The 10,582-nt window shown below is 52.2% G+C and carries 10 protein-coding genes; 6 read left to right on the top strand and 4 right to left on the bottom strand.

The annotated features are described in order from the left end of the window. The first annotated feature begins 186 nt into the window (after positions 1–186). Entirely contained in the window at positions 187–1,140 is a 954-nt protein-coding gene (locus tag Q0P86_RS15700) for a hypothetical protein (RefSeq protein WP_295040763.1), read from the top strand. 11 nt (positions 1,141–1,151) lie between these two features. Here the strand turns inward: Q0P86_RS15700 and dtd are convergent, their stop codons facing one another. The 3 genes from dtd to Q0P86_RS15685 are packed head-to-tail and all read right to left on the bottom strand — an operon-like array spanning position 1,152 to position 3,671. Further along, a complete protein-coding gene (gene dtd, locus Q0P86_RS15695; RefSeq protein ID WP_295040762.1) occupies positions 1,152–1,586 on the bottom strand; it encodes a D-aminoacyl-tRNA deacylase in 435 nt (144 codons plus the stop codon). Position 1,587: 1 nt separating this feature from the next. Then, a complete protein-coding gene (locus tag Q0P86_RS15690; RefSeq protein ID WP_295040761.1) occupies positions 1,588–2,421 on the bottom strand; it encodes a tRNA threonylcarbamoyladenosine dehydratase in 834 nt (277 codons plus the stop codon). Positions 2,422–2,432: 11 nt separating this feature from the next. Then, positions 2,433–3,671: an aminotransferase class V-fold PLP-dependent enzyme gene (locus tag Q0P86_RS15685; RefSeq protein WP_295040759.1), complete on the bottom strand. Its 1,239-nt coding sequence runs from the start codon at positions 3,669–3,671 to the stop codon at positions 2,433–2,435. 177 nt (positions 3,672–3,848) lie between these two features. Between Q0P86_RS15685 and Q0P86_RS15680 the strand changes: the two genes are divergently transcribed. Both Q0P86_RS15680 and epmA read left to right on the top strand, forming a co-directional pair. Continuing rightward, positions 3,849–5,237, top strand: a complete 1,389-nt coding sequence (locus Q0P86_RS15680; protein WP_290991927.1) for an FISUMP domain-containing protein — start codon at positions 3,849–3,851, stop codon at positions 5,235–5,237. 71 nt (positions 5,238–5,308) lie between these two features. Then, entirely contained in the window at positions 5,309–6,256 is a 948-nt protein-coding gene (gene epmA / locus Q0P86_RS15675; protein ID WP_295040757.1) for an EF-P lysine aminoacylase EpmA, read from the top strand. A 22-nt stretch (positions 6,257–6,278) separates the two neighbouring features. Here the strand turns inward: epmA and Q0P86_RS15670 are convergent, their stop codons facing one another. Continuing rightward, positions 6,279–6,761, bottom strand: coding sequence for a TlpA disulfide reductase family protein (locus tag Q0P86_RS15670; RefSeq protein ID WP_290991922.1), 483 nt, complete (start codon positions 6,759–6,761; stop codon positions 6,279–6,281). Between the two features lie 137 nt (positions 6,762–6,898). Between Q0P86_RS15670 and Q0P86_RS15665 the strand changes: the two genes are divergently transcribed. The 3 genes from Q0P86_RS15665 to Q0P86_RS15655 all read left to right on the top strand — a co-directional run bounded on the left by Q0P86_RS15665 (position 6,899) and on the right by Q0P86_RS15655 (position 10,350). After that, positions 6,899–7,966 (top strand): type IV pilus twitching motility protein PilT, encoded by a 1,068-nt coding sequence (locus Q0P86_RS15665; RefSeq protein ID WP_290991920.1) that lies wholly within the window; start codon positions 6,899–6,901, stop codon positions 7,964–7,966. Positions 7,967–7,969: 3 nt separating this feature from the next. Beyond that, positions 7,970–9,172, top strand: a complete 1,203-nt coding sequence (locus tag Q0P86_RS15660) for a type II secretion system F family protein (RefSeq protein WP_294113951.1) — start codon at positions 7,970–7,972, stop codon at positions 9,170–9,172. Positions 9,173–9,273: 101 nt separating this feature from the next. Next, positions 9,274–10,350 (top strand): family 16 glycosylhydrolase, encoded by a 1,077-nt coding sequence (locus Q0P86_RS15655; protein WP_295040754.1) that lies wholly within the window; start codon positions 9,274–9,276, stop codon positions 10,348–10,350. Positions 10,351–10,582 lie beyond the last annotated feature (232 nt).

Raw genomic sequence — 10,582 nt, 5'->3', positions numbered from 1 at the left:
GGGCAGACTCGGAAATGAATATATAAAATTTTCGCAAAGTGTGCAATAGGGGGAAGGTGGAACAAAATAAAAAATGCTGAATGACATTAATTGTCGCCTTTTGTATGGAAACAGTTCATCTGTCGAAGTATGAAGACCGTCTGGTCTCTGCCAAGGAGTCTGAAAAAATCTACATTTGGCACTGCCATGTTGATTAGGAAATGTTTGGGAATTGTCTTAGGGCTTGCGACGGTGGCGGCGATGCTTGCCACGGCTTGGTGGTCTTTGCGCCCCGAAATCCCGCCGGAAGTTCAGAAACAGATTGAAGCCGATATTGAAAAATGCGGTGGGCAACTGAAAGAGACCCGCTGTGCGGTAAGTGGTGTAGACGACTGGATTTTCTTGCAAGAAAGTCTTGTCAACTTGGTGGTGGACTGGAAAGAAAACCTGAATTCTTTTGTCGCCTTCAACGATTCGCTGGAAGCGCGCGGCATCAAATTGGTGGTGGTGCCTGTTCCAGACAAATTACAAATCGAGGCTGAACATTATTCGGATGAATTGGCGGGTGGGATAGTTGCCCCGCAATATGAAGAATGGGTAGATGCGTTGCAGGACGAAGGCATTGTTGTTGTCGATGCGGTAGAGGAGTTCCTCGAAAAGAACGGGGAAACGCCTATGTTCGAAGCGTACGAAAGCCACTATACCAGCGCGGGTCGGCAGATTCTTGCACAGATGATTGCCGATACCATCAACGAGATGGACTTGGATGTTCCGAGGGAGGAATGGTTCCTGCGCGATACGGTTGTTCCTGGTACCGGAAATCTTTATCACCTGAAGTACAATTCTTACCCTGATTACGATGTGCAGGTTTTAAAGACGGTAGATGCGGAAGGGAAACGCTACCGTGGGTCCAAAGATGCACCCATTGTGGTAATTGGCGATAGCAATGCCGATTTTGGTTGGGACAGTTCTTCCAATATCGGAGCGTACATTGCGCAGGCGACAGGGATTAAGACGTTTACCCGCAGTCGTATCGGCGGGGGAAATCTGGGACCGACCTTGTTCAAGGATCGTTCGGATTTCTTGGATGGCAAAAAGATGGTGGTCTGGGTGTTCGACGGCCGTGAACTTTACGGCGATTTCAGCATGCCGGAATTCTAGTTTCGGAATGCCTATTCCAGCATAATCGTGAAGGGGCCGTCGTTTACGAGGCTCACCTGCATATCGGCGCCGAAGCGTCCCGTTTCAACAACGGGAATTTCCTTTTTGCACTCGGCAATGATGTATTCGTAGAGCTCGTTTGCGAGCGTGGGGTTGCCTGCGCCGTTAAAGGTGGGGCGGTTTCCCTTGTTGCAGTTGGCATACAGCGTGAACTGCGAGACGAGCAGCAGTTCGCCGTCTACGTCCTTGATAGAGAGATTCGTCTTGCCGTTTTCATCGGCAAAGATGCGCAGCGCAAGCATCTTGCGGATAAGCCTGTCGGCTATTTCCTTGGAGTCTTCTTCGCCCACGCCGATGAGAATCGTGTAGCCCTTGCCGATTTTTCCGACAGTGTCGCCTGCAATATCCACCTGGGCGTTCAATACTCGCTGAATTAGGAATTTCATGTTACTCCGCGCTGGCCAATGCCTTCTTGTAGATGTCCTGCATCACGAGGCCCGCAATCATGAATCCAAAAATAGCGGTGGAGTGTGCCATGGTGCCGTTGATTTGCGCCTTGCTGCTGCACCATTCGTGATTGATCAGGCTTGCGTTTTGGAGTTCGGCTTCGCTCCTTTCGTGGCGCACCTTGGGGCACACGCAGGCATCCGTTCCGCACGAGGAATTCTTGCCGCGGTTTTTCAGGAGTTCGTCGCTGTAGACGCACAGCACTTTTTTCTTGAGCGCCATTTTCTTTTTCTTGAACTTGTCACGCAGGGCGCGGGCGAGCGGGCAACCGGCGACTTTCCAGAATTCGGCGACCTTGATTCGTGTGGGGTCCATCTTGAGGGCTGCCCCCATGGAGGAAAATACCGTGGCCTTGGTGCGCGTGGCGTGCCACAATAACTGCATCTTGTTTTCGAGGCTGTCGATGGCATCGATGATGTAGTCGAATGTGCCCAGTTGGAATTTGTCCGTATTCGCTTCTTCGTAGATGACCTGCAATGCGACAATGTTGGCGTGCGGGTTGATTTCGAGCAGACGTTTTTTCAGCACGTCCACCTTGACTTGCCCCACGGTTTTCGTGGTGGCCATCAGTTGGCGGTTCACGTTGGTGACGCACACGCGGTCAGAATCGACGAGCACGAGTTCCTTGATGCCGGAACGCACCAGGCTTTCGGCGCACCAGCTGCCGACTCCGCCGAGACCGAAGATGATGACGCGTTTCTGGTAGATGTTGCCCATCACGTCGTCCCCGAGCAGGAGCGATGTGCGGTTAAAGATGCCTTTCTCGATTCCCATACGAGTCCCGGTTAACCGAAGAGTCGGAGAACGCGCTTGATGCCAGCGACAAAGCGGTCGATGTCGCGCTTCAGGGTGTACGCGCCGAAGCTCAAACGAAGCGTGGCGTCAACGCCGAAGCGGTCCATGACGGGTTGGGCGCAGTGGTGCCCGCTACGCACCGCAACGTTCTCTTCGTCGAGAATCATGGCGGCGTCGCTGACGGCGATGCCGTCGAGGGTTACGCTGATGAGGGCCCCGCGTTCCTTCGGGTTCCCGAAGATTTTCACCTGCGGGATTTGCGCGAGCTGTTCTAGCGCGTAGTTCGTAATTTCTTCTTCGTGCTTGCGGATTTTTTCGATGCCCTTCTCGTTAATCCATTCGATGGCCTTGCCGAGCCCGATGACTTCGGCAATCATGGGCGTGCCAGCCTCGAAACGGGCGGGAACATCGGCGTAAGTTGTCTTTTCGAATGTTACGTTCTTGATCATCTCGCCGCCGCCGTGCCAGGGGGGCATGCTGTCGAGAACTTCATACTTGCCGTAGAGTACGCCTACGCCTGTGGGGCCGTACATCTTGTGTCCGCTGAAGGCGAGAAAGTCGCAGTCGAGCTTTTGCACGTCAATCTTGACGTGGCTGGAACTCTGGGCGGCGTCGATTAAAACTTTCGCTTGGGGTGCGGCGGCGCGAACGGTCTTGATGATTTCTGCAATCGGATTCACGGTACCGACAGAATTGCTCACGTGGGCGACGGCCACCATCTTGGTTCGCGCATTCAAAAGTTCAGGGAGTTTGCTCAAATCCAAATCGCCGTTGTCCAAAACGGGAATCACCTTGATTTTCGCGCCTTTCATTTCGGCGACCAGCTGCCAGCTCACGATGTTGGCATGGTGCTCGAGTCCGCTAATCAGAATCTCGTCGCCCGCTTCGAAGAACTTGCGACCGTAACTCCACGCCACCAGATTGATGCTTTCGGTGGTGCCGCGGGTGAACACGATTTCGTCTTCGGTCTTCGCGTTAATAAATTTTGCGACATTCTTGCGGGTGGCTTCGAATGCTTCGGTGGTGCGGGCGCTCAGGCGGTAAACGCCTCGCTTCACGGAACTGTAGTGCTCGCGGTAAAAGTCGTCCATCGCGTCAATGACGCACGCGGGCTTTTGCGTGGTTGCCGTGCTGTCCAAGAAGGCGAGGGGCTTGGCGCCTTTATCGCCTGCGACAAGCATCGGAAATTCGCTACGGATTTTTTCTGCATCAATATTTGCATCAATCATGGGCCCAAATATAGTAATTAACGTTATAGCCTGGATTTATTGATTGTTATAGTGTAGAGGTTGTAGAACTTAGAACATTCTTTCGTCTCTAAGATCAATCAACTAAGTCCAGCTTACTGCATTCTGCCTACTGCCATTTTTTCTATATTTACACCGGAATTTTTTGTGAGGGTTAAAATGAAAATTCTTGGTGGTGTATTGTTTTTGGGAGTTCTTGCCTTGGGCGTTTCTAACGCTTTTGCCCAGCCGGAACTTCGTGACGCTATTGATAACGGCGATATTGCCGCGGCCCAGAAAATCGTAAAAAAGGGGGCCGCCGAAGAAATTTATTGCGGCAAGCTTTCTCCTGAAGAAGCTGTCATAGTTTACGAAAAAATATTCAAGGCAATGCCTTACGAGTCCTTCTCAAATTGTCAGTCCCAGTTCTCATACGGTTACGGCACCAAGGTCTGTGCGAATGCCAAGGCGATGGATGCCTGTACCGAAGTTGTTTCGTACCTGTTGTTAGAAAGCGAAAGCGGTAATACCAAGGCCATCGATGCGTTGGATGGAGTCTTGAACGTGGCCCTTAAAACGAAGGCTTATGCAAAACCGGTCAAGGTTTCTGTCGATACGAGCCTGTGGGTCGTATGCCCCAAGAAAAAGGGCAAGGCCCGCGAAGCTTGCGTAGAGGAGTGCTTTGAACAGTCACTCAATATGAAGGATACCGTGCGCGCGGATCTTTGCGAAACGAATCCGGAACATTATATCGATACGACGATCAAGGTGTCTGTTCCTTCGCCGCTATATGAAAAGCTCCGCAAGGGGCTTCTTGAAGGGTATTGGAAAACGCAGAAGTCTGCGGCCGCAAGGTATGCGGCCATGATACAGAAAAGTGCGCGAACACTTTCGATTCCCGATAGCGAAGTCGTCAACCTGAATTATGTGTCTCGCTGGGCGGACAAGCACAAGGCCGATTCTACGGCGCTTCCTGGCGGCGAACTTTTCCGTTTCTGCGCCTCGTGGCAGCAAGAAGTTGATTCGATGCTCGCTTTGAAGGGCTTTGAAACGCGTTGCCCGGTATTTGAATCGTTTGTCGACAGTCGTGACGGTCAGACTTATAAGGTCAAGGAAATCAATGGTACCCGTTGGTTTGTACAGAACCTGAACTATGCGATTGAAGAAAAGTCGATGTGTTACGATCGCGAAGAAGAAAGCTGCAAGATGTACGGCCGCCTTTATACGCAGGATGCGGCTCTGGTCGCTTGTCCCGAAGGCTCTCGCCTGGCAACGGACGACGATTGGAAAATGCTCGAAATATATGCGGGTGGCGCAAATGAGGCTGCGGTACACCTTCGTACCAACGGCTCTGATGATTATGCCTTTACGGCCATGTTCGGCGGCTATGCCAACAAGAACGGCATCTCGGTGATTATGGGCGAAGGTGCCTATTTCTGGACGAGCAAGGATGTGGGCGACGGCCGTGGTATTGCACGCTCCATGTTCAGTACCGACAAAGAAGTTTCGTCCATTCCCGTGGATAAGAACTTCTGGCTTTCCGTTCGCTGCGTGGTAAACGGTGACTAATGTGTAGTGTGTAATGTGAAATGATAATTTCACACTTCACACTTCACACCTCACACCTCACACCTCACATTATGTTCGCTCCTACTTGCAGTCGTGATTCTTGGGTAAAGCGTCAAGCCTTGATGAACAAGGTTCGCGCTTTCTTTGTTGCCCGTGGGGTACTTGAAGTCGAAACGCCGACACTTTCGAACGCGGGCGGTACCGACCCTCAGCTGGATTACTTTGAAGTCGAGGGTAAGCGTTTTATGATGACCAGTCCCGAATTCCACATGAAGCGATTGCTTGCGGCGGGCTTCGGAGACATTTTCCAGATAACGAAGTCTTTTCGCAAAGATGAATTCGGTGCTCACCACAACAACGAGTTCAGCATGGTGGAATGGTACCGTGTGGGTATGCCGCAAGAAACGTTGATGGACGAGGTGGAAGCGCTTGTTTCCGAAATTATTGGCAAGCCCATTAACGCACGCCGTACGCGCTGGATCGATGCGTTCAAAAATTACGCGGGCGTGAATCCGCTGAAGGCTTCGGGCGAAGAATTTGCTGCGTCCTGCACAGCTAGCGATATTCCGCTGCCGGTAGATGATACGGCGATGTCTCGCGAGGACTGGTGGGATTACCTGATGGTGTTTGCGGTGGAACCCGCACTTGCCAAGAACGGCCCCGAATTTATTCTGGATTATCCGCAGTCGCAGGCCGCGCTGGCACAGACCTACGTGGGCGAAGACGGCTACACCTGGGCGCGTCGTTTTGAACTGTTTGTGGACCAGGTGGAACTTTGCAACGGTTACACGGAACTCACCGATGCGGCCGAGCAGCGCAGGCGTTTCGCTGCGGATCTGGAAATCCGCCGGGGCATGAATAAGCCTTTGCCGCCGATTGACGAAAACTTCCTGGCGGCGCTTGAATCGGGGATGCCTTCTTGTTCCGGCGTGGCGCTCGGTCTTGACCGATTGTTTATGCTCGCGATGGGAAAAGAGGAAATTAAGGACGTAATCCTCTTCCCGAGCCCGATCGCTTGATATTCGAAAGACTCCCGACTGTCTACTTCCGACTGTCTACTAGCTTTCCTATCAGCTTTCGCATCTGTTTTTCGTCGAATTCTCCGACGTTGATTTTCACGATGCTATCTTGTGCGTTCACGAGATAGGTCACGGGAATGACGCCCGGGTTGCCTAGCTTGTTCATCATGTCGTAGTTCCAGTGGAACGTGGTCCACGGAATCTTTGCAGCCTTGTTGTACTTGGCTGCGATACGCGGCGAGTCGTCTTCGTTCACCATCAGTATCTTGAAGCCCCTGTCGGCAAATTCGGAATCGAGCTGTTTGAGGAGGGGGAGTTCGGCGCGGCAGCCGGGACACCACGAGGCGGTCAGCGCGATGAGCGTGACGGTTCCTTTTTCAGCCTGGTAGGTAGAGATGGTTCCGTCGAGGAGCTTTCCCCTGAAGTCTTGGATCTTGGTGGGCGCGGCCTGGAAATACCCTTGGTCGCATGCGGAAAATAGGGCTGCAAATGCCAATAGCAGCATGCTGGTCACTCCAAAAACGCCTCGAGAAGAGGTTATTTTTCGCCCAAGTTTCATTCTAGATAACAAAATAGTGTTTTTTCGAAAAAAATGTGCGTTTTTAATGAAAAATCGACCCATTTTAAGTTATATTCTTTAGCATGGCATACAATATTCAAGATCTTCTTTCTGAAATGGTCCAGCGTGGCGCCTCCGACTTGCATATTACTGCAGGTGCGCCTCCCCTTATTCGTCTTTCCGGCAAGCTCACCCCCATTGGCGAGGACAAGCTCAAACCGGACGAAACTATGCGCATGACCTATAGCCTGATGAACGAAGGCCAGAAGAAGACTTTCGAACAGCAGAAGGAATGTGATTTTTCTTTCGGTATTACGAACCTCGCGCGTTTTCGTGCGAACGCTTATCTGCAGCGTGGTTGCGTGGCGCTTGCGCTCCGTATCATTCCGCTTGAAATCAAGACCTTTAAGGATCTCGGCCTCCCGAAGATTATGGCCGAGTTCACGACCCGTCCTTCCGGCCTCGTGCTGGTGACGGGGGCTACGGGTTCGGGTAAGTCGACGACCTTGGCCGCCATGATCGACAAAATCAACAAGGAACGTCACGACCACATTCTGACGGTGGAAGACCCGATCGAATTCTTGCACAAGCATCAGGGGTGTATGATCAACCAGCGCGAAGTCGGTAGCGATACCAACAGTTTTGCCCAGGCTCTTAAGATGGCGCTCCGTCAGGACCCTGACGTGGTGCTTATCGGCGAAATGCGTGACCTTGAAACAATCCGTGCGGCTTTGACGATTGCTGAAACCGGTCACTTGGCTTTTGCGACGCTCCATACCAACTCTTGTGTGCAGACCATCAACCGTGTGGTCGACGCGTTCCCGAAGGGTGAACAGCAGACTGTGCGTACGCAGCTCTCGTTCGTGCTGCAGGGCGTGATTTGCCAGACGCTTATGCCGCGCATTGGCGGTGGCCGTGTGATGGCTTACGAGGTGATGAACGTGACTCCGGGTATTCGTGCGTTGATTCGCGACGACAAGGTGCACCAGATTGAATCGATGATTGAAATCGGTCAGAAGTTCGGCATGAACACGATGAACATGTGTCTCTGTGACTTGGTGAAGAACCACAAGGTCGACCGTTTCGACGCCCTTGCTCGTTCTCCGAGTCCGGACCAGTTGGAACAGTTGTTTGTTAAGGAAGGCGTTTAACCTATGGCAGAATTCCTATACAAGGCCACCAACAGCCAGGGCAACAATTTCGAAGGCTCGATTGAGGCGAAGGACAAGGCCGAAGCCGAAGCGCTGTTGATGCGCCGCCGTTTGATTATTGTCAGCCTCAAGAAAAAGCCGACTGAAATCAAGATTAAGATCGGTTCGGGTATCAAGCCTGCCGAAATTGCCCGTTTTACCCGTATGTTCTCTTCGATGAGCTCGGCGGGGCTTCCTATGTTGCAGTGCTTGAACATTCTGGAGAACCAGTGCGAAAACCCGGAACTCAAGAATGTGGTCCACAAGATCACGCAGTCCATTAACGGCGGTTCGTCGTTGGCGGACGCCTTGGCGCAGCACCCGAAAGTCTTCAGCAACCTGTATACGAACATGGTGGCGGCTGGCGAAGCGGGTGGTATCTTGGACGGTATCTTGGCTCGTTTGGCAGAAACCTTGGAAAACCAGGAACGTCTGAAACGTAAAGTGAAAAAGGCTTTGACTTACCCGGTGATGCTTATTATCGTGGGCATTTTGGTGGTGATCGCCCTTATGACCTTTGTGGTGCCGACATTCGCGGAACAGTTCAAGGCCCTTGATGCAGAACTTCCGGCACCAACACAGGCGGTGATGGGCATTTCTGACTTTATTCGTGATAACGGTGCGTTCCTGTTTATCGGAGCGATTGTCTTGATTGTAGGCTTCAAGGTCACTATGCGCGTGCCTCAAGCAAAGTTTGCGTGGGACGGCCTTATGCTGAAAATGCCTAAACTAGGGGATCTGCAGATCAAGTCGACGACCGCTAGTTTTTCGAGAACGCTTGGAACTTTGCTGAATGCCGGTGTGTCCATCATGGATTCCTTGAAGGTGGTGGCCTCGACCGTCACGAACAAAGTAGTCGAAAAGGGGATTAACAAGATTGCAATCGGTATCGCGGGCGGTAAGAGTATTGCCGACCCGATGCAGGAAACGGGACTTTTCCCGCCCATGGTGATCCAGATGACGGGCGTGGGTGAAAAGACCGGTAACCTGGGCGGTATGCTTCTGAAACTCGCGGACTTCTACGACGAAGAAGTGGACGCTGCCGTGGACGCCGTGGTGGGCATGATGGAACCGTTGATCATCGTGTTCCTCGGTGGCGCCGTCGGTGGCCTCTTGATTGCCATGTATATGCCGATGTTCAGTATGGGCGAAGCCGTTAAGGGATAAATTATAGTACTGTTGATACAGATGTAATAAAATTGTGCTTCGTTGACTACCCCCTTTGAGAAAAAAGGGGTATATTTATAAACAAAGAAACGAGGTACACTATGAAGACGAAATTCCTTCTCCCGATTGTAGCGCTTGGCCTGTTCGCCGCCTGTTCCGATGACAGCAGCGGCCCTTCCGCTCCCAAGACCGATATCCCGGCTGCTACGGATACCATTCCGGAGGTCGGTCCGGATCCGGCAAATCCCGGCCTTGATTCGGTCGTTAATCCGGGTATCGACTCTGCGGTGACTCCGGGCACGGATCCTGTCCCCGGCACCGATGTTGTTGAAACTCCGGTTGATCCGACGGCTTCTGTGAATGCTTGCCTTAGCGCAACTCGCGCACCGGTCGCAGAACCCACTTATGCGGTTGTGCCCAGTTCCGGAACCTACGCCTACTATGGCGCTGAACTTTCTGGTGTTGAACAGTTCAAGTATGGCCGTTACGAAGCCTGCATGAAGATGGTCTCGATTCCGGGTTCCGTGAGCTCCATGTTCCTTTACTACGACAATTCCTGGATGAAAGGTGACGAACCGTGGAACGAAATCGATATCGAAGTTCTCGGTAAGGGTGGCACGATGTGGCAGTCCAACATCATTACCCGCGAAGGAGTACCTTCTATCTCGAAGAACACTTCGTCCGAAAGCAAACCCTTGCATGAATTCGGCTTCGATGCCACGGAAAGCTTCCACTTGTTTGCGATGACCTGGACGCCTGAATACGTGGCGTGGGAAATCGATGGTGTCGAAATCCGTCGCGATACGCTGGGCATTACCCGCGGCACTCATGCCGATGCGGACCAGGTAGCCTTCCTCACGAAGGATCAGACGCTCCGCTTCAACCTTTGGGCTTCCAAGAGCGTAGGCTGGGTTGGTACATTTACGGGCGATGAACTTGCCGATGCTCCGAAGGCTCAGTGGATTGACTACGTACGTGTCTATTCCTACGACACGGCGACCAAGACCTTTACCGAAGCCTGGACCGATGACTTCGAAGGTACGGACCTGAACCGCGATCATTGGGCCACCGGTAACTGGGAAATGGAAAAGGTCAATCTCGCCCCCGAAAACGTCGTGGTCGAGAATGGCTACTGCAAGCTCCTGCTGACCCGCGCCGATGCGCCTGCCGCGGAATAATAAGGCCCTTTTAGTTATTAGTCGATAGTTTACGAGGTGTTTATATTGACTAGTGACTAAAACTTTGTACTCCTATCTTGTTCTCCTCCATAAAGCAAAACGTCCCGGAAGTTTTACTTCCGGGGCGTTTTTAATTCCTATTTCCGAATAACAACATGCCGTGAGCAACAAAGCCCACGGTATTAACCGGGGGCGGTTGCGAGAGCGAGCGCTCAGGGTATGTACTTGTCCG

It is taken from the genome of uncultured Fibrobacter sp. (genome assembly GCF_946062555.1).
Classification (GTDB): Bacteria; Fibrobacterota; Fibrobacteria; order Fibrobacterales; family Fibrobacteraceae; genus Fibrobacter.
This window is presented reverse-complemented; position numbering and strand designations above follow the sequence as displayed.

Bases quoted from the DNA above. Each gene is read 5' to 3' on its own strand.
- Q0P86_RS15690 (WP_295040761.1), bottom strand. From the start codon at position 2,421: ATGGGAATCGAGAAAGGCATCTTTAACCGCACATCGCTCCTGCTCGGG.
- Q0P86_RS15665 (WP_290991920.1), top strand. From the start codon at position 6,899: ATGGCATACAATATTCAAGATCTTCTTTCTGAAATGGTCCAGCGTGGC.
- Q0P86_RS15660 (WP_294113951.1), top strand. From the start codon at position 7,970: ATGGCAGAATTCCTATACAAGGCCACCAACAGCCAGGGCAACAATTTC.
- Q0P86_RS15655 (WP_295040754.1), top strand. From the start codon at position 9,274: ATGAAGACGAAATTCCTTCTCCCGATTGTAGCGCTTGGCCTGTTCGCC.
- Q0P86_RS15680 (WP_290991927.1), top strand. From the start codon at position 3,849: ATGAAAATTCTTGGTGGTGTATTGTTTTTGGGAGTTCTTGCCTTGGGC.
- Q0P86_RS15685 (WP_295040759.1), bottom strand. From the start codon at position 3,671: ATGATTGATGCAAATATTGATGCAGAAAAAATCCGTAGCGAATTTCCG.
- Q0P86_RS15670 (WP_290991922.1), bottom strand. From the start codon at position 6,761: ATGCTGCTATTGGCATTTGCAGCCCTATTTTCCGCATGCGACCAAGGG.
- Q0P86_RS15700 (WP_295040763.1), top strand. From the start codon at position 187: ATGTTGATTAGGAAATGTTTGGGAATTGTCTTAGGGCTTGCGACGGTG.
- dtd (WP_295040762.1), bottom strand. From the start codon at position 1,586: ATGAAATTCCTAATTCAGCGAGTATTGAACGCCCAGGTGGATATTGCA.
- epmA (WP_295040757.1), top strand. From the start codon at position 5,309: ATGTTCGCTCCTACTTGCAGTCGTGATTCTTGGGTAAAGCGTCAAGCC.